The sequence below is a fragment of the Neobacillus citreus genome (assembly GCF_018343545.2).
In the GTDB taxonomy this organism is placed as follows: Bacteria; Bacillota; Bacilli; order Bacillales; family Cytobacillaceae; genus Neobacillus; species Neobacillus citreus.
Map to the genome: position 1 here is coordinate 67,401 of NZ_JAGYPE020000001.1, position 18,114 is coordinate 85,514.

The 18,114-nt window shown below is 40.4% G+C and carries 15 protein-coding genes and 1 other annotated feature; of the genes, 2 read left to right on the top strand and 13 right to left on the bottom strand.

Translation table 11 applies throughout. From position 1 onward, the window contains the following. Nucleotide 1 precedes the first annotated feature (1 nt). The 6 genes from KHB02_RS00340 to KHB02_RS00365 all read right to left on the bottom strand — a co-directional run bounded on the left by KHB02_RS00340 (nucleotide 2) and on the right by KHB02_RS00365 (nucleotide 7,438). A complete protein-coding gene (locus KHB02_RS00340) occupies nucleotides 2-1,414 on the bottom strand; it encodes an OB-fold domain-containing protein (protein ID WP_213141266.1) in 1,413 nt (470 codons plus the stop codon). A 101-nt stretch (nucleotides 1,415-1,515) separates the two neighbouring features. After that, entirely contained in the window at nucleotides 1,516-3,066 is a 1,551-nt protein-coding gene (locus KHB02_RS00345; RefSeq protein ID WP_241113627.1) for a long-chain-fatty-acid--CoA ligase, read from the bottom strand. Between the two features lie 22 nt (nucleotides 3,067-3,088). Beyond that, nucleotides 3,089-3,862 (bottom strand): enoyl-CoA hydratase/isomerase family protein, encoded by a 774-nt coding sequence (locus KHB02_RS00350; RefSeq protein ID WP_213140379.1) that lies wholly within the window; start codon nucleotides 3,860-3,862, stop codon nucleotides 3,089-3,091. Between the two features lie 313 nt (nucleotides 3,863-4,175). Then, nucleotides 4,176-5,348, bottom strand: coding sequence for an acyl-CoA dehydrogenase family protein (locus tag KHB02_RS00355; RefSeq protein ID WP_213140380.1), 1,173 nt, complete (start codon nucleotides 5,346-5,348; stop codon nucleotides 4,176-4,178). A 44-nt stretch (nucleotides 5,349-5,392) separates the two neighbouring features. Continuing rightward, nucleotides 5,393-6,586: an acyl-CoA dehydrogenase family protein gene (locus KHB02_RS00360; RefSeq protein ID WP_213140381.1), complete on the bottom strand. Its 1,194-nt coding sequence runs from the start codon at nucleotides 6,584-6,586 to the stop codon at nucleotides 5,393-5,395. Between the two features lie 66 nt (nucleotides 6,587-6,652). Then, nucleotides 6,653-7,438, bottom strand: coding sequence for an enoyl-CoA hydratase (locus KHB02_RS00365; RefSeq protein ID WP_213140382.1), 786 nt, complete (start codon nucleotides 7,436-7,438; stop codon nucleotides 6,653-6,655). Nucleotides 7,439-7,735: 297 nt separating this feature from the next. Here KHB02_RS00365 and KHB02_RS00370 point away from each other — a divergent pair, with 297 nt between their 5' ends. Then, nucleotides 7,736-8,332, top strand: coding sequence for a TetR/AcrR family transcriptional regulator (locus tag KHB02_RS00370; protein ID WP_213140383.1), 597 nt, complete (start codon nucleotides 7,736-7,738; stop codon nucleotides 8,330-8,332). Between the two features lie 44 nt (nucleotides 8,333-8,376). Here KHB02_RS00370 and KHB02_RS00375 read toward each other — a convergent pair whose 3' ends face one another. From KHB02_RS00375 to KHB02_RS00400, 6 genes are all read right to left on the bottom strand, one after another. After that, the gene (locus tag KHB02_RS00375) at nucleotides 8,377-9,948 is read right to left on the bottom strand and encodes a class I adenylate-forming enzyme family protein (protein WP_213140384.1); all 1,572 of its coding nucleotides are present in this window, start codon (nucleotides 9,946-9,948) and stop codon (nucleotides 8,377-8,379) included. A gap of 100 nt (nucleotides 9,949-10,048) precedes the next feature. Continuing rightward, entirely contained in the window at nucleotides 10,049-11,227 is a 1,179-nt protein-coding gene (locus KHB02_RS00380; RefSeq protein ID WP_213140385.1) for an acyl-CoA dehydrogenase family protein, read from the bottom strand. Between the two features lie 23 nt (nucleotides 11,228-11,250). Then, nucleotides 11,251-11,655: a PaaI family thioesterase gene (locus tag KHB02_RS00385; protein WP_241113629.1), complete on the bottom strand. Its 405-nt coding sequence runs from the start codon at nucleotides 11,653-11,655 to the stop codon at nucleotides 11,251-11,253. Between the two features lie 43 nt (nucleotides 11,656-11,698). Beyond that, nucleotides 11,699-12,610, bottom strand: coding sequence for an SDR family NAD(P)-dependent oxidoreductase (locus tag KHB02_RS00390; RefSeq protein ID WP_213140387.1), 912 nt, complete (start codon nucleotides 12,608-12,610; stop codon nucleotides 11,699-11,701). Nucleotides 12,611-12,639: 29 nt separating this feature from the next. Further along, nucleotides 12,640-13,941, bottom strand: coding sequence for an acetyl-CoA hydrolase/transferase family protein (locus KHB02_RS29880; protein WP_213140388.1), 1,302 nt, complete (start codon nucleotides 13,939-13,941; stop codon nucleotides 12,640-12,642). 55 nt (nucleotides 13,942-13,996) lie between these two features. Continuing rightward, a complete protein-coding gene (locus KHB02_RS00400; RefSeq protein ID WP_213140389.1) occupies nucleotides 13,997-14,782 on the bottom strand; it encodes an IclR family transcriptional regulator in 786 nt (261 codons plus the stop codon). 154 nt (nucleotides 14,783-14,936) lie between these two features. Then, nucleotides 14,937-15,171 (top strand) — a binding site (T-box leader). 42 nt (nucleotides 15,172-15,213) lie between these two features. Between KHB02_RS00400 and KHB02_RS00405 the strand changes: the two genes are divergently transcribed. Beyond that, complete coding sequence (locus tag KHB02_RS00405; RefSeq protein WP_213140390.1) at nucleotides 15,214-16,743, top strand: 2-isopropylmalate synthase; 1,530 nt, start codon at nucleotides 15,214-15,216, stop codon at nucleotides 16,741-16,743. Between the two features lie 70 nt (nucleotides 16,744-16,813). On the opposite strand, the gene KHB02_RS00410 is transcribed toward KHB02_RS00405, so the two are convergent. Next, nucleotides 16,814-18,028 (bottom strand): ABC transporter substrate-binding protein, encoded by a 1,215-nt coding sequence (locus KHB02_RS00410; RefSeq protein ID WP_213140391.1) that lies wholly within the window; start codon nucleotides 18,026-18,028, stop codon nucleotides 16,814-16,816. Nucleotides 18,029-18,114: the final 86 nt, after the last annotated feature.

The following is an 18,114-nucleotide window of genomic DNA, read 5'->3' on the forward strand; positions in this document are numbered from 1 at the left end:
TTTAAACACCTTCCTTTTTCCTGATTGGCCGCGCTTTCCAGAAATAGTTACTGATGCCGCCTGCTTCAAAGAGACGCCGAAAGGTCATTTCGACTTCCATGCCAATTTCAATTTCTTTGGGGTGGCAATCCGTTACTTCGCAAATAATCCGCCCGCCTTGGTCAAAATCAATGACTGCGACAATCATCGGCGGCGCCGGCGATGCCGCCAAATAATCCAGTGTAAAAGTTGTTACTTTTGCTGATTGTCCAACAAAACGATAATCCTCCATCTCATCCTTCGCCTGGCATTGTACGCACACTCGTTGTTTTGGAAATTGTGCAGTACCACAGTTTCTGCACTTGGAACCAATAAAGCCTAGGTTTTGCTGATAGCCCCGGTGTAAAGCAGGTGCTGATGGGCGGTCGGTTGGTGGTCTGCGCGGCGGCTCCGTTTTAATAATCTCTCTCCACTTGAGATAATCACTATATAAAACCTCATCATTTTTAATGCTTACATATTCTTGAACCCCTTTACGTTTACCAAGTCGAGAAATCGCTTCCGTCACCTCCAATAAAAGCAAATCAAGTCCTTCCGCGAAGGAAACGACAAGAAGCTGATCACCTGGGTTTGCTTCTTCCAATGCCGAAACAAGCATCATAGGCGCATGGGCGTTTCCGGTTAGACCAACGTTATCAAATAATGGATTTTGTACTTGTTGATTTGAAAAACCGAGGGCTTGCGCTGCTTGTAAATGTGCCCGAGTTGTTGGTCCAGAAATAATCACTTTAGAAATTGTTTCAATGGAGCGGTCATTTTTTTCCAAAAATGGGCTGACTGACTCCTTAACTTGCTTCATAAAGGCTGATGAACTTAAACGTTCTTCCCAGCTTTGCGTAAATAAATCAGATTGACTCCGCCAATGACTAATGACTTCACCTTGAACGCTTGTATAATCGATCATGTTGGCAATGACATCCGGGCCGCTGCCGATTAAGAAAGCAGCAGAGCCATCACCAAACCACTGTTCATTCTGGCCGGTTGGGGCGCCGGTACGGCAATCAGCAGCGATGACAAGCGTATTTTCACCCGGTTTAGCAGCCATGATGGCTGCCGTCCCACTTCTTAATGAGGCAGCCGTTTCCATTCCCCTGACACTCTCCCTTAAATTTAATGCTGTGGCAAGGGTAGGAATAGAGCCTTTTTCCCTGTATGGAGAACTTGTGGTTGCAAAATAAATAGCGTCAATTTGATCAGGATTCATTTCTCGCAGGCAATCCATGGCTGCCTCCACACCCATGGAGACACTGTCTTCATCATAACCGGCAATTGCTTTTTCACCACCCATGGCGTGCTTCCCAAAAAACTCACCTATTCTCTTCCGCTTTAGGCGATTATATGGAATATATGCTCCGTATGAAATGATTCCATTCATTGTTCTTTTCCACTCCCTTTTCTCTCTCAAAATATTTAAACGGAAACGGCTGGGATATTTTTCGATTGCATTAAAGGTCATATAACTTTGATTGTTTCCTATTAAATTTGCAATTTAGTTTTATACTCTTCGACTAGTTGGCGGCGCAATATCTTTCCGACGATCGTCTTTGGCAGGGCGTCCCGGAATTCGACCGCTCTTGGGATTTTATATCTGGCGATTCTGCCTTCGCACCAGCTAAGGAATTCATTTTCAGTTAAACTTTCACCTTTTTTCAAGACGATGACAGCCAATAATTTTTCACCCAAATAGGCATCGGGTACACCAAAGGCACAGGCTTCCGCTACCTTCGGGTGCTGGTAAAGAACCTCTTCTACTTCTGCAGGATAGATATTTAATCCCCCGGCAATAACCATATCCTTTTTTCTGCCCGATATATAATAGAATCCATCTTCATCCCGATAGGCAATATCCCCCGTGTAAAGCCAGCCATTACGGACAGTTAACATGGTTTCCTCTGGTTTCTTCCAATACCCCTTCATGACTTGCGGACCTTTTATGATTAGCTCTCCGTTTTCGCCAACAGGAACCTCTTCAAAACCAGTTTCCATATCAACAATTTTTGAAACTGTTCCAGGAATCGGAACCCCAACACTGCCAATTTTACGTTTACCTCCTAACGGAGTACGGTGTGTAGACGTAGTTCCTTCCGACAAACCATACCCTTCAAAGATTTGCGCACCCGTTTTCCGTTCTAATTCTTTTATGACTTCGACCGGTAGAGGCGCGGATCCGGAAACACAAATCTTAAAGCATGATAAATCATATTTTTCCAGGTCAGGATGATTCAATAGCGCAATATACATTGTCGGAGAGCCTACCATGAAAGTCGGGCGGTATTGGCGTATTAGTTCTAATACTCTAGTAGCATTAAATTTTTCAAGAATGATATAAGTGGCTGCCGTTCGAATTGCATTATTCATATTCGTCATTGCCATTGCATGGGTAAGAGGGGAAATTCCCAGTAACCGTTCTTCCCCCTCAACCATTACCGGTGCCACGACTTCCCCGGATTGATGAATATTACAGACAATATTAAAATGGGTCAGCATAACGCCTTTGGATTTGCCTGTTGTACCACCCGTATACTGCAATACGGCAATGTCCTCTTTAGGATTAATATTTAAGGGCGGAAGTTCATTGACTTTTTCCTTCAGCAGAACTTGATTACTTCCATTTTCATCCTCTGTAAAAATGACATGAACATTTTCAAACTTTTTAACCCTTTCCAGTTTTTCTGACTGATTCCTGCCGCATATAAACCATTTTGGATCAGCATCTTCAAGCATATATTCTAGTTCTGATGTTTGATATAATGGATTTACTTGGACAACAATGCCGCCTAAACGCATTGCCGCATAATAAGAAACCATATAATGAACGCTATTAGGCAGCATTAAGCCAACCCGGTCCCCTTTTTGGAACCCTTTTTGATATAAAACAGAGGCGAATGCATCCACGGTTTCCTTTAACCGTACGTAATCCAGTTCAATCAGTCCATCTATGACTGCTAATCTATGAGGATATTTCTGAACAGATTGCTCCAGCATTTCATATATTGATAGCTGTGAAATATCATTTAAATTAAGCAAACCTCCGTTCTCCTCCTTAATATTAGTTGAACCTCGGTTTCCGTTTTTCGAAAAAGGCCTGTACGCCTTCCTTGAAATCTTCAGATTCGAAACATAGTCCTTGTGCGAAACCTTCCAATTCAAATGTTTCACTAATACTCGCAAGAACACTTCTATTCACCAATTTCTTTGTTAATCCAGCTGCGAAGCCAGGTCCTTCAGCAAGCCTTGAGGATAGCCGGTAGACTTCATCTTCGAAAGAATCATCCTCCACCACACGGTTGATAATTCCAAGACTCAGCGCCTGTTCTGCTGTCACTCTTTCACCCAAAAGCATCAGTTCCATGGCGCGCTGCCTTCCAATTAACCTAGGCAGAAAGTAAATCGAACCAAGATCAGGAACCAAACCAACATTCGTAAAGCTTTGGACAAAAAATGAGGAGCGTTTTGCAATTATGAGGTCGCAGGCCAATGCAAGGCTGAAGCCTGCTCCTGCTGCAGCGCCATTAACAGCAGCAATAACAGGCTTTTCCAGGTCGATAATAGATTGAATCATTTCATGCCCTGATTGCAATCTCAATCGGCCTTTAACTGCATCTATTTCTTTTAATGAACTTAAGTCACCCCCGGCGGAAAATGCTTTTCCCTCACCAGTCAACACAATGACTTTTATTTCATCGTTTTCTTTTACACTAGAGAAGAACTCTTTTAATTCTTTTCGTAGTGTGAGACCTAGTGCATTTCTCACATCAGGCCGATTGAGCTTAATCGTGCAAATTCCTTTATTAATCGTCACTTGAATGTCGTTAAAATCCATAACATACATCCTTTCAGTTAGTGATATTTCAAGAATTCAAAAAACTAAAAGCAGAACCTTGTTAGAATGGAGTCAAAACATGGAAGAATTTTCGGGCAAAAAAAATATAAGGAAGGTTGGCAGGAATACGCTTACAACGCAACGCTGTAGAATAAATGGGTGTATAACTATGTAGCTTAAATTTATTTTATATACGAAAAAATTTTTTGTCAATTAAAAATCTAACTATTCAAATAATTTAAAATTTAACTACAAAAGGCAAGCATCCAATCTGGTAAACTTACCTTTTGCAAAACACCATTTTCTAATTTGGTTATGACATCAAAATTTCGGGAATGACATTTTCTGACCAGCCCAATTCAACAGCGATTTTTTCGCGATGATATTCAGGCGATCCAAGATGATTTTCTAAGGAACGGGCCCGCTTTAGGAATAGGTGGCAATCAAACTCCCATGTAAAGCCCATTCCCCCATGATTTTGAATATTTGCCCCAGCAGCTTTAATATAGGCTTCAGAAATAAAGGAACGGGCCATTGACACGGCTTCCGATAACTCTTCAGCATTGTTTTCCGCTGCCCACGATGCGTAATAGGACAAGGAACGGGAACTTTCAAGAGCCAGTTTCATATCCACAATCCGATGTTTGACAGCTTGGAATCGCCCGATTGGCTGCCCAAATTGTTGGCGGGTCTTCGCATACTCGGTTGACATCTCCACAACACGCTCTATTCCTCCTACCATTGTGGAGGCAAACGCAGCATTTAAATGGTTCAAACCTGTTTCTAAAATGGCCCATCCTTCATTTTCAATACCTAACAGCTGTGAATTAGGTATCTTTACATCATGAAACGTAACATTAACCAATTTTCTAGTTTCATCAATGCTTTGCAGTTCCTGCATGGTTAGGTTAGCCTGATTACAATCTACTAAAATCAAGGAAATTCCGTATTCACCTTGGGAATTGCCGCCTGTTCGAACAGGAACAATAAGTGTATCAACAATGTCTGCATATGGAACGAGTATTTTCTTACCTTGCAATACATACTCATTCCCTTGTTGTTCAGCCTTTAGCTGGATGGCAGAAGGCGATAGCTCTCCGCTTTCTTCTAAAAGTGCAAGCGAAAACTTACGCTTTCCCGCAGCAATTTCAGGCAAATACCTTTCCTTCTGTTCCGATGAACCGTAAGCTTCCAATAGCGGTACCGCAAAAGCCACAGTTTCAGGATAGGGACCCGGCACAACTGTACGGCCCATTTCTTCTAAAATTGGCACTAGTGATAGAGCTCCAAGACCTAATCCTCCATAGGGTTCTGAGATATTAATCCCCATAAAACCAAGGATGCCTAAACCATTCCATAATTCTTCTAATACCTGTTTTTTTCCATTCATATAATCTCGGGGTATCGCCAAATCCCCCTTCGATTCTAAAAACTGTCGGGTTGTTTCTTGAAACATTAATTGTTCTTCATTCAACGCGAAATCCATATAACCACCTCAATTTTTATTTTTTAGATAATCATTGTAAGCTTTTAATATTTGATATCCTTTGGCAGACCTAGAATTCGTTCACCAACGATATTTTTTTGTATTTCAGATGTTCCGCCCTCAATGGTATAAGCAAATGACCGAAGGTATTCCTGCTGCCAATTTTGGTCGACGGATGCATCTTCCTTCCATAATGTACCGGATGCACCTTGGAGAGACATCGCATATGCCAGCATTTCCTGTCCTAATTCACTGGAAGCAAGTTTATCCATCGAACCTTCAGGGCCAGGACGTCCTGTACGAATGGTGGTGGTTAAGTGGCGGTAGTAATTAAACAATAGGGCTTTTGTTTTTGTCCGGAAAATGGCAAGATTTTGCCGAACCAGCGGGTCAGCGGCGAGGGGGCGGCCATTCTTTTTCATTGATTTTGCCAATTCGACCAATTCCTCAAATTGTTTTTGCAGCCTGAATGTTTGTCTCGCTACACCAACACGTTCATGACTTAGTAAAATCAAAGAGACTTTCCAGCCTTGATTAACCTCACCAACAATATCCGCATCATAGGCAATGGCATCATTGAAGAACATTTCGTTAAAGTCGCGTCGATCATTGATTGAACGGATTGTCCGTGTTTCCACACCTTCTTGATGCATATCAACTAGAAAAGCTGTAATTCCTTCATGTTTTTTCCCTGTATTTTCAGTTCGGGCCAATAAAAAGCAGCGGTCAGCCAAATGAGCATAACTGGTCCAAATCTTTTGGCCGTTGATAATCCATTTATCGCCTTTTTTAACCGCCCTTGTTTGAATGGCAGCGAGGTCAGAGCCTGCATTTGGCTCCGAGTAGCCTTGACACCAAATTTCTTCCCCATTTAATATTTTCTCGATATAACGCTCCTTCTGGTAATCGGTTCCAATTTGTAATAGAGTTGGGCCGACCATGGCTGTCCCTATAATATTTAATGCAGGCGGTGCTTTCACCCTTGCCATCTCCTGCTCGTAGATGACTTCTTCCATTAATGATGCACCTCTGCCACCGTATTCCTTTGGCCAGGAAATTCCAGCCCATCTACCTTCTGCCAGTTTTCGATACCAATCTCTCAAAAACGCCGCTTTTTGATTATCGTCCTCTGGAATGACTCGTTTTCCCTCCAGCCATCCTTCAGGCAGGTTTTCCTCCAGCCAAGCTCTTAGTTCTTTTTGAAACTCCAATTCCGATTCAGTGTAAGCAAAATCCATTCCATTCAACCTCCATTTCAATTGGTTAATTATCAGGATATAATGATAAAAATCTTTTTATATTATTTATTGATGTTTGAAGGATGGCGACCGTTTTTCAATAAATGCCTGGACTCCTTCGCGAACATCCTCGGTGCCGAATACTTCAGCAAAAAGTTCAGCCTCCAATTCTAATCCTCCATCAAGGGAAGTATCGATTCCGTCATTAACAGCTTTCTTTATTCTGCTTAAGGCCTGCAAGGAATAACTGGCCAGCTTTTTCGCCATGGAGATGGCTGTCTCCATACCTTTCCCGCTTTCAACAACTTGATTGACCAATCCAATTTTAAGTGCTTCCTCCGCTGACAAAGGTTCTCCCAAAAACATTAATTCTTTTGCTTTGGATGGTCCTATTAATCTAGGTAAACGCTGTGTTCCGCCGCCTCCCGGGAAAAGTCCTAATTTGACCTCAGGCAGTCCGATTTTTACATGCTCCTCAGCGATCCGAATATCACAAGTTAATGCCAGTTCACAGCCGCCGCCAAAAGCCAGTCCATTTAGCAGCGCAATCGTGGGTTTCGGGATTCGTTCAATAAAGTTCAATACGGCATGCGATTCCAGATTGTTTTTCTTTAATTGATCTTTTTCCAACCCAAGTGATTGAGGGAATTCCTTGATATCCGCACCTGCCATAAATGCCCTGCTTCCCGCACCTGTTAAAATAGCAGCAATCACTTCGGAATCCTCGGCAATGACGGTGAAAACCTCACCCAACTCTCTTGTTACCTGCTTGCTTAATACATTCATCGGTGGATTATCAATGGTGACGATGGCAACCCCTGCTAACTTTTCAATATGCACTAATTCTGCCATAACAAAAACCTCCCTATCTTTTTTTAATTAAAGCTTTGACAACGTTTCCATTTATTATAATAATAGCAATTTTTAGATTATTTTACAATTTATTTATTTTTTAAATTAAAGTTCAGTTTTTGTAAATGAATCTTGTTTTCTATATATATCTTTCACTTTGAAGTTTTAGTATAATATTAAAATAGGTTGATTTTTTAGAATAATTAATATACTATTTAAACTAATAGTAAAAAAATAAACTACAATTTAAATAAATAACTTCAATAAACATCATAAAATGGGATGGGAGTGAGTCAAATGTCTTCGTTTAGGGAACAAAAAATAGCAAAGAAAAAAAGGGAAATCCTACGCTCTGCTGCAGCCGTTCTTGCTGAAAAAGGCTATCATGGAACTACTATGGAAGAAATAGCAGCACAGCTATTGATGACCAAAGGCTCCATGTATTATTATTTTAAAAATAAAGATGATATTCTATATCACTGCCATCAGATGATCATGGAATTGAGTCTTGAAAAAATCGAAGAAGTTGTACACAGTGATTTAAACCCCATTGAAAAGCTGGAAAGTGCTATTAAAGCCCATATTTTGCTTTCAACTAAAGAAAAATCCATGTTTATGATCATGGATAAGCCATATCAAAAATTTACTGATGATCAGTTGAATGAAGTTCTTGATGCTAGAAGAAATTACGCCCATTACTTTGACAAAATTTTAAATGAGGGCATTGAAAAGCAAGTCTTTGAAATTGATGACACAAAAATGGTTCGGATGATTATTCTAAGTGCCATCAACTATATCCAGCAATGGTATAACCAGGATGGTCCCCAAACGGGCGAAGAAATTGCAGAATCTTATGCTTCTAATCTTCTTAAAATGGTCGTTAAGAAAAGTTAAATAGTGATGAAACCCTCCCTTTGCTCATTAGGGAGGGTTATTTATTAATGAATACCAGATTTTAAATTTTCTTCTCGCAATTCAGTTTTCAATACTTTTCCAGATGCATTCCGTGGCAGTGCAGCAATAAATTCTACCAATTTCGGCTTTTTATAGGATGCAAGATTCTGTTTACAATACTCTATAACTTCTTCTACCGTTAAACGCCGACTTGTTTTCATCACAATATATGCTTTGATGTTTTCACCCCATTCCGGGTCCGGAACACCGACCACGGCAGCTTCCAAAATATCAGGATGTGTATAAAGAACCTCCTCAATTTCTTTTGGATAGATATTTTCGCCGCCGCAAATCACCATATCCTTCTTACGATCGACTACATAAATGTACCCCTCTCCGTCCATCCGGACCAAGTCACCGCTGTGGAACCATCCGCCTTTAAATGCCTCTTTGGTTGCTTCGGGATTTTTATAGTACTCTTTCATTAATGTCGGACCTTGGTAAACAATTTCCCCAACCTCTCCCGTAGGAACGTCATTCATTTCATCATCAACAATCCTGACCCGGACATTAATTGCTGGTTTTCCCACAGATGCCGTTTTTCTAATCGTGTCCTCTCCTGTCAGGTAAGTTGTCGATGGACTCATTTCAGTCTGGCCGAAGGCTTCGATTATTTTCCCATTTTTAAAGACTTCCATAATTCTTTTCTTTATTTCAACGGGACATATGGCGCCTCCTAAACCACAGCTAATCATCGTGCTCACATCATAGTCTAGTAGATTGGGTACTTGAAATAAAAAATTCCACATGGAAGGTACTAAAAACATCGCATTAATTTTTTCAGTTTCAATGGTTTTGAGGATTTGCTCTGGCTGGAATTCGCGTTGAATATAAATGGTCCCCTCCATCAAGCAGTTGCTCACTAATCGTGATAGTGCAGCAACGTGGAAAAGCGGTGGAACAACAAGTTCATTGATACCTCTTGGTGTTTGGCTATGAAAGGTTCTGTTCATTGCATTCAGATAAAAATTTTTATGAGTTAATACAGCCCCTTTTGGTTTTCCGGTTGTTCCAGATGTGTAAATAATAGCGTGGGCATCATTGTCTTGTAGGTCTGTTGGAGGTGTATATTCAGAAGGTGAAGTAAATATTGATGTGTAGGCAACCATTTCATTTATGTGATTTTCTGGAATAGCACCATCTACGACAATCAATTGGACGTGTGGGAGCAAATCTAGGATTGGAGAAATAGTATCGTTAAACTCTTCTTCGACAAATAAAATCTTAATATCAGCATTATTTACGATATATTCGATTTCCTTGGAGACCAATCGAAAGTTGACAGGTACAAAAACTCCCCCTGCCAAACTCACAGCAAAATATAATTCAACAAATGACATTCCATTTTTAAATAAACAGCCAACTTTGTCGTTTTTACCAATTCCTTGTGCCTGCAACCAGCCAGCTAAATGCTCTGCATTCTTTAGAATTTCCCGGTATGTGGGTCTTCGGTTTTCATAAACAAATGCTTGACGGTTTGGGGCATTGTGAGCAGCGTATTTTAATGCTTCACCTATTAATAATTGCTGGCTTGCTGAGACCATCAACTGATCCATATGTCTCCCCCATTATTTTTAAATAGTAAGTTAACAAGAGTAAAGAAAAAGATTTAAAGTAAAATCCTTTTCTTTATCTTTGTGTTAATGAGACTTAGTTTTATAATCCCAGTTGTTTAGCAATAATTACTTTCATAATTTCATTTGTGCCAGCGAAGATAGGCGATACGGCAATGTCTCTGTATCTGCGGGCAATTTCATATTCTTCCATGTATCCGTATCCGCCATGGAGCTGCATGCATTCGCTCGAAATTCTTCTTGCCATATCCGTAATCCACCATTTGCCCATCGAAACCTCAGTTACAATATCCTCACCATTTTGATGTCTGACAATCAATTGGTCGACAAAGGTACGGCCTAGCTGAACCTGTGTCGCAATTTCCGCAAGTTTAAATTGGGTGTTCTGAAACTTCCCAATCGGCTTTCCGAAAGCCTCTCTTTCTTTTACATATTTAAGTGTCAATTCCAGCATCCGTTCAGCGGCTACTTGACCGCCAATGGCAGCCAGTATTCGTTCCTGCTGGAGCTTTGTCATCAAATATCTAAAGCCTTTCCCTTCTTCGCCAAGTAAATTAGATACCGGCACTTTTACATCTTCAAAAATGAGTTCGGCCGTATCCTGTGCATGCATACCAACCTTTTTCAATTTTCTTCCTCTGGAAAAACCAGGAGTTCCTCTATCCACTAAAATTAAACTAACTCCTTTGTGCGGCGGATTTGCATGCGGGTCTGTTTTGCATGCCACAACAATTAAATCAGAATGTATTCCGTTCGTGATGAATGTTTTTTGACCGTTAATAATATAGGAGTCTCCATCTTTTACCGCAGTTGTACTGATATTGGCTAAATCGGAACCCGTTCCCGGTTCGGTCATGGCAATTGCCGTAATAATTTCCCCGCTTACGCAGCCCGGAAGATATTTCTGTTTTTGCTCTTCTGTTCCAAATGATTCCAAATAAGGAACGATGATATTACTATGTGTACTTGGACCAGAAAGACCTCCGCCAATTCGTGCGAGTTCTTCTGCAAGAATAATCGAAAGAGCAAAATCGCCGCCTGCACCGCCGTACTCTTCACTTACAGCAGGACATAAAAAACCATTTTCACCTAGTTTCGTCCAAAATGACCGAGGGACTAGTCGATCTTCTTCCCATTGTTCATAATATGGTATAGCTTCCTTCTCGAGGAATTTCCGTAATGAATCCCTGAACATGACATGCTCCTCGGTAAAAAAAGGACGGTCTTGTTTCAGCGGATTAAACGCTTTGGTAATGGTCATCTTTTAACCTCCATCTACTTCTATTAAGTGTTACGTATTTTTTTAAATGTTCCTGTCGCCTTTGCAAAAACATGGCCATTTTCGTCTTCAATAGTACCCTCTGCAGTTACAATGCTTCCGCCTTCCTGGATAATCTTTGCCTTTGCCAGCATCGTTTCTCCATTAGCCACTGGTGTAAAGTAATTGATACTGGTGTTTATCGTAACTATTGGGAGCTTAACCACTGAACGGATAGTAGCACCCATTACAGAATCAAGCAAAGTAAAATACACCCCGCCATGGATGGCCTGATTCACATTTAAATGAGACGGTCTTGTTTCAAGCGAATAGACCACCTTGCCTTCCTCGAATTCTGCTAATTTTATCCCTAATAAATTATTAAATGGACTATTTTCATAGATTTTTCTAAGTTCTTCATTTGAATCCACTACCAAATTTTCCACCTCAATTTAAATATTTTCACTAACTCTATTAAACTAACGGCTCATATGGAAAAACATCTTTACTCACTTCAAGCGGAGTAAAAGCAGATTGTAAAGAACCTTTAATCGCGCTAATGCTTTCAATTGACCAGCCTTCTGAGTTGTATACGGAACGAACTGGCCGAGGCTGCGAGAAGACCATGATTTCTTTGCCGCGAACACCGAAAATTTGTCCTGATACATCCGCCGATTCATCCGAGCTTAAGAAGGCTACAAGCGGCGCAATATGAGCAGGTGACATCTGCTTTAATTTTTCCACCCTTTCCTTTTCAGTGTCAGTTTCAGTCGGAATTGTACCGATTAATCGGCTCCAAGCAAAGGGGGCCACCGCATTTGCTGTTACATTATAGCGCGCCATATCTAAGGCAGTAATTTTTGTCAGGCCCGCAATCCCTAATTTTGCAGCAGCATAGTTTGCCTGCCCTACGTTACCGATTAAACCGGAGGTAGAGGTAAAGTTAATAAATCTTCCGCCTTTTTGTTCTTTAAAAATCGGTGCAGCTACTCTTGTCATGTTGAAGGAGCCTTTTAAATGGACAGCTATAACGGAATCCCATTCTTCTTCACTCATTTTGAAAACCATGCGGTCCCTTAAAATCCCCGCATTATTCACCACAATGTCTAATCGTCCAAATTCATTTAAGGCTGTTTGAACAATGTTACCGGCATTTTCAAATTCAGCCACTGAATCATAGTTTGCTGCAGCTGTTCCGCCTGCCTCTCTTATCTCCTGGACCACTTCGTCCGCTACTTTTGCGTTATTGCCCTTCCCGTCTGCACCACCGCCCAAGTCATTGACAACTACTTTTGCACCTTCTTTTGCCAATAACAATGCAATCTCCCGGCCAATTCCTCGTCCTGCACCTGTAACAATCGCAACTTTATTTTCTAATTTTTCCATCTTCAACTCAACCCTTCCATTTTTAAATTTTAATAAATAACTTTCTTCATGAATTCCCTTTCAAATTCTGCTAATAATTTTTCCCGAAATTGCGGATGTGCGATGGAAACTAATTCTTTTGCACGTTCTTGAAGTGATTTTCCAAATAATGAGGCAATTCCAAACTCTGTTACCACATAGTCAATTTCTGACTTTACAGAAGTAACATAAGATGTTCTAACCTTTATTCGTGACTCTGTTCCTCTCTTTGCTGTGGACGGAAGGGCGATAATCGACTTGCCGCCCTTAGAAAGTCTTGCACCGTGAATAAAATCCATTTGTCCGCCAACACCGGCTATAGGAACCTTACCGATTTGCTCCGCATTGATTTGGCCAAATAGATCCACTTCCAACGCGGAATTGATTGAATAAAAATTGCTAATATTGGAGATTACTGCTGCATTATGAGTATAATCTGAGGGGTATAATTCAATAGTTGGATTATCGTGACAATAGCGGTATAAATCTTCTGTTCCTGTCAGTGTTGTACATACCGATTTATACCGGTTAATCTCTTTTTGTTCATTTGTTACAACTCCTAAATTGATCAATTCGATTATCGGGTCTGAAATCGACCCGGAATGGATCCCTAGTCCCTTTTTATTTTTTAGAGATAATAGAATACTTTCTGCAATTTTCCCAAGACCCACTTGGATGGTTGCGTAATCGGGGATAAGTTCTGCGACATTTCTGCCAATCGTTATTTCTTCCTCAGAAAGATTTCCACGAGATAATGTCAGCAATGGTGTGTCAGATAAAACAAATTGATCGATTTCAGAAACATGTACAAGTGTAGCACCATTTGTAAAAGGAAGATTTCGATTTACTTGGGCTACAACGAATCCAGCACGCTTTATTAATGTTTGTACGATATCGACCGATAACCCAAGATTACAGTAGCCTTCTTCATTCGGAGGTGTAACTTGTATAAGGGCCACATCGATTTTTTGCGAGGTAAGCCACTTTGGAATTTCTGAAAGATTGACAGGCAAGTAGTCACATGTATTATGTAAAAATGCGCCTTTTAATAGAGGTGAACTTAAAAAAGTTCTTATTTGAAAGTGGGGATAACATGATGAATCAGCGTAAATACATGGACTGCCGATCACTGCATTATAAAGAATCACATCTTGTAATCTCTCTTTTTGTAGCACCAACTCCTGAATAAGCCTTTGCGGCTCATTACAAAATGGTGCTAGAAAAACCTTTTGAGATGACTTTATGCTTAAAATCGCCTGTTCTACATTCGTTTGACGATTTCTATATAGGTCTTGCCATGACTGGGGTTCCACCCTTTGTTCACCACCAATAAGCTTAACTCACATTTCTCTTTATCTTTTTCTTTCTCTAGCTTAGATTTCGAATTCTATTACTAATGTCTTCTGCAGCTCTTTTTACTAAGATCCCTTTTAAATGAAGGTCCTCTTTATCGAACTGAGAAGTAAAGCAGATTAATTCAATGGACATTTCAACAGTATTTTCCCCGCTGAATATAGGAGCAGCAATTCCGCCTAACCCCTTAATATACTCTCCGTATGTGATGGAATAGCCATTTTCTCTAATAAACTCCATATCCCTTTCGATTGTTTTAACCTCTTCCACAGAAAATGTTTTTAAGCCCTTTTTCTGTTTTAAGAAGTACTCCCTTTGCTGTTGATCCAGCGGAGCTAGAAAACACATGCCGAATGAACCATCCGTTATGGAAAAATGCCGGCCGACTGATACGCTGACACCAAAATCGCTTGCTTCCACTTTTGCAACGATTGCCACCTTATCTTCCCCAATTTTATTGACAAGAATAGAAGTCATACCAGTTTCTCTTGTTAGTTTTTCAAGATATGGCATAATAATAGATAAATAGTCCAAGTGCTCTTTGGCTCTTTCCCCAAGAACGACTAAATATGGGCCTAAGGTATATCTCTTTTTGTTTTCTAAGTACCGGACCATTGAAAATTCTTCAAGGCTTTGCAAAATTCGATAGCATGTCGCTGGATTTAAGGATAAAGCGTTTGCAATCTCGGTAACAGTACTCTCCCGGAAGCGATTACGGCTTAATAATTTAAGAATTTCCATAGCGTTTTCAATTGCTGGTACAGAGTATTTCCGCTTTTCTTTCATTTTTTGATTCTCCATTATTAAACACCCCTGCATATAATTTTATATACAAAAAAATATTTCGTCAACAAAAAGTCATACAACTCTAATAATTAAATTTATTTTTAAAAAAATGTTGATTAAAAATATCTAATGTAGTAACATATGTTTAAATTAAAAATCTGAATATTAGTAATTGTCTATGAAAAGGAGTTTGATTATTCTTTCCTTATAGAGAGCCTGTGGTTGGTGCAAACAGGCAGGAGAAATAATCTGTCTCGCCTTGGAGACTTTCTTCTGAATTAACAGTAGGAAGAACGGGCTGCAAACCGTTATGCATTTGTTTAAGTAATACCTTTACTTACCGAGGCTGTTTTCCGCAAGGGATCAGCGAATGAGGGTGGTACCGCGCGATTTGCGCCCCTCAGGTTAAGTGAAGGTATTTTTATTTTTATAAGGAGGGATTAATCATGGAAAAGAGGATTTATTTTTTTGATACCACATTAAGAGACGGAGAACAAACACCTGGAGTCAGCTTTAATTTGGATGAAAAAGTGGAGATTGCCCTAAGGTTAGAAAATTTAGGGATTGATATTATTGAAGCAGGATTTGCTAATGCCTCACCCGGTGATGCCGAGGCAATCAGGGCGGTTGCCAAAGCAGTTTCAGGGCCAATGGTGGTCAGCCTTGCACGCACCAATAAAGATGATATTGATGCTGTTATTAACACCTTGGGCGATATTGACAATACGGGCATACACATCTTTATCGCTACCTCCCCTATCCACCGCGAGCGCAAATTAGGTATGACTAAAGAACAAGTTTTGGAAAAAGCGGTCGAAAGCGTATCCTATGCCGCAAAACATTTTAAACATATCGAATTTTCCTGTGAAGACGCAACACGTACCGAGCTTGAATTCCTTTCTAAGGTAGCTGAAAAGGTCGTAGAGGCGGGAGCAACTGTCTTAAATTTCCCTGATACTGTGGGTTATACAACACCAGAGGAGTATACGAAACTTTTTCAATACGTTCTTGAAAACACAAAGGGTATTGAAAAGGTACGGTTGAGCTGTCATTGCCATGATGACCTAGGGATGGCACTTAGTAATAGCATTGCAGCCATCCAGGCCGGGGCAGTCCAGGTGGAAGGCTGTATTAATGGAATCGGTGAGAGGGCTGGAAACGTGGCCCTTGAAGAAGTGGCAGCACTTTTGGAAACACGGAAGGATTACTTCAACATCCAGACAGGTATAAAACTTAAAGAAATCGCCAAAACGAGCAAGCTGATCAGCAGGCTGACGGGGATTGCCATTCCTCCCAATAAAGCGGTAATTGGCGGAAATGCTTTCTCCCATTCTTCCGGGATCCATCAGGATGGCGTGATTAAAGATAAAGCAACATACGAAATCATGACGCCGGAAAGTATTGGTTTTAATGAAACAAAATTAGTTCTAGGTAAGCTATCAGGAAGAAATGCGCTTAAAAAGAGATATGATGAACTCGGCTATTCGGTAAACGAAACTCAATTAAAAGAGATTTTCAAAAAATACAAGGAATTGGCAGATCGGAAAAAGGATATTTTTGATGAAGATATTATCGCCCTATTGGAAACCCAGCCAAAAAATACAGTTCCATCTTCCTTTACGTTTAATGACTTTAGCTTACAGATCCTAAATCATAACCAATATCGTGCTTTCGTCAACATCATCGGAGCTGAAAATACCGATATCGAAGGAATTGGAGACGGAAATGGGCCGATTGATGCTATCTACAAAGGAATCGATTCAGCGCTTGGCCTTGAGCTTGAGTTAATTGACTATAAAATCAATTCTATATCAAAGGGAAAAGACTCAATTGGAGAGGTCTTTGTTAAAGTCCGGAACAACGATAAAATGGTTTCAGGAAGAGCGATTAACGTGGATATCATTGTTGCCAGCGCCAATGCCTATATAGATGCTATTAACCGCTTGAAGGTTGCAAATGTAAAAACACTAATATAAATGAAAATTCCCCCTTGAAAACCTTCCTTCAAGGGGGAATTTATTTTTAGAGCTAGTTTTTTAAGTGTTATTATTTAACTTTAATAGGTACAATCTTACCATTTTCAACCGCTGCAACTTCTAAATCACCATCGAAGCCGCCGCCATCAAATTTGTTAAAGATATAAACTTTTGCCTTATCAGGTACATTGTCTACACCCTTTTGCATAGCCGCTTGGATTTTCTCCGCGTCGTCTACAGAGCCGGAAGCCTTGATTGCTTCTGCAAAGATATACATAGCAATATAGTTTAATCCTGCTTCAGAACCTGGAACTTCCTTATACTTCTCTTGGTATTTCTTCACAAAATCAGGAATAACCGGGCTGATTTTAGACTCAGCTAATGGCATAACGCCGATTGCACCATTTAACATTTCATATGAACCTGTTACTTTCTTCATTTCGTCCATTTTGGCTTGGTCCATAACGATGAACCCGCCCTTAAAGCCAAGTTCACGAGCCTGCTTAATAACTTTTGCTGTTGGCTCAGAAGGACCGCCGACAAATAGGACATCTGGCTTTTCTTTCAATGCATTTGTTACAACTGTAAAGAAGTCTGTTTCTTTAGCAAAGTCAATCGCAGATTCGAATACAACCTTGCCGCCTTGTTTTTCCCAATAAGGCTTCAGCTTTTCAGACCAATCCTTGCCGTACTGAGAAGCAGTTGGAAGGAAGGCGATTTTCTTACCGAATTTCTCCATTTCATACTCTGTAAATGGCTTTAAATATCCATCGTAACGTGGAGGAATACGTACAGTCAGCTTATTGCCAACTTCAGATACTTTCGGTTCACTTGTGTAAGCACCAATGATGAATTTATCCTGCTGGTTGAAAACCTGCATTGCAAATACGCCGCCGCTGTGTGGAGTGAAGATGATTGGCGTCTTGTTTTCCTGAAGCAATCTCTTTGCGTTTGCACCTGTTTCGTTTGGCAGGTATTTATCGTCAAGAGAGACAATATTAAACTTGTACTTTTTACCGCTAACTTCGATACCGCCAGCACCGTTAAGCTCTTCTACTGCCATTTTGACCCCGTTTAAAGTACGCTCACCATAGAACGCTGCAGGTCCGCTTAATGGCCCAGAGTAACCAATGTTAATCGTTCCAGCATCTCCGGATTTGCTGTCTCCGCCGCCTGAAGCAGACTTATTTCCAGCAGTCTTCTCGCTTGTGCTGTTACAAGCGGCAAGGCTGAATACCATTACTAAGGTAAAAATAATCATAAATACCGATTTCATTCTTTTCATTGGTTTTCCCCCTAAAATTTTTTCGTAAGATTGGACAGAAAATTAATCGTATATCCGAACACCACCCCCTTATTGATATTGGAAAA